The sequence below is a fragment of the Hydrobacter penzbergensis genome (assembly GCF_900106985.1).
GTDB lineage: Bacteria > Bacteroidota > Bacteroidia > Chitinophagales > Chitinophagaceae > Sediminibacterium > Sediminibacterium magnilacihabitans.
Map to the genome: position 1 here is coordinate 1 of NZ_FNNO01000038.1, position 1,325 is coordinate 1,325.

At 38.3% G+C, this 1,325-nt stretch carries 1 protein-coding gene; it reads right to left on the bottom strand.

The annotated features are described in order from the left end of the window. Positions 1-19: 19 nt before the first annotated feature. A complete protein-coding gene (locus tag BLU98_RS17475) occupies positions 20-1,189 on the bottom strand; it encodes an IS4 family transposase (RefSeq protein ID WP_092727082.1) in 1,170 nt (389 codons plus the stop codon). Positions 1,190-1,325: the final 136 nt, after the last annotated feature.

Genomic DNA, 1,325 nt, shown 5'->3' on the forward strand with positions numbered 1-1,325 from the left:
CATTAACGTTTCGTCTTAATTAAAAGAATTTCAACTGATTATCTTTTTGCTCTTTGAAATTTTGTTGTATGGGTTCAGCGAATAGTTCGTGTAGAGGCACCTTATCGAAGATGCAGATGCTGACTACTTGAATAATCTCATATAAGGATTGCTTTAATTGGTACTTCTTTTTTGCAATAGCAATCAGGACGTAAACAGAAATAGCAATCCAAATTTGAATTTTCACTGCGTTTTCAGATCTGCCCCAGAAGGATTTAATTTTCAGATGCTGTTTGATCCATTTAAAAAACAGCTCGATTTTCCATCTATGCTTATAGAGCTGAGCTATTTCGGTAGCCTTCAACTCAAAGTTGTTAGATAAGAAAACCAGGACGCGATCATTATCGGCATCATAGAATTTTATTCTTCGCATCCGGGTGGGAAAATCTTGTTTGGCATAAAATCCGTTTAAGCGGATGGTTTGGTCACACATGATCCCAGCCGGTAGTTTCTTTGGAGATACGGACGATACTCGCGAAAAGTCGAGGTTATCCTTAGCACGTGTGATAAAGAAGGCTTTTGCCTTGTGAATATCATACAATCTACCAAAGTCAGTGTAGCCGCGGTCTACGACATAAAAGCTATCTGGCTGAAAGACGATATTGTCCAGGATATTCACTTCGTGAACCGAAGCCGGCGTGATTTGGATAAATTCCGGAATAGCAGTTTTTAAATCCAATTGGACGTGGACTTTGACACCGCCCTTTGTTGTTCGGAATTTTGCCCAACTGAATGCTGACAGGCATACGTCAATCACGGTTGCATCGATGGCAAACACATTGTTCTTAAGGTCAACTTCCAGATCGCTATCTTTTAGATACAATGATTTTGCTTCTTCGATTAAGATCATTGCCATCCCAGAGAAAATCCTGCAATCACGATTTTCATTTGCCTTGGATAAAGTACTTTTTGCAATGGCTCTACCAATACCCAGGTGATACAGTTTTCCCGCATTTGCTCGAAGGCAAACTATGGTATCGGATAGACTCTCCCGATGGGTTAGTTGACCAAAAGCCATGCACAGAAATTGTTTCCAGCATGAAAACTGTTTTGATTTAAAATCTCCTTTATGCCGATCGACACAAGCATAAAACACTTTATGAGAAACCAATTCCATTATCTGAGAGAAGACATATTTACCCTGATTCATAAGTATTGATTATCAATACTTTAAAACAAGTCAAATTTTGGCAATTTTCAAATCGTTTCCATTGCAAAATCTGCTAGAACCCAATACAGACAATAATTTCAAAGAACTTATTTATTCAACATCGAAACAACACTGA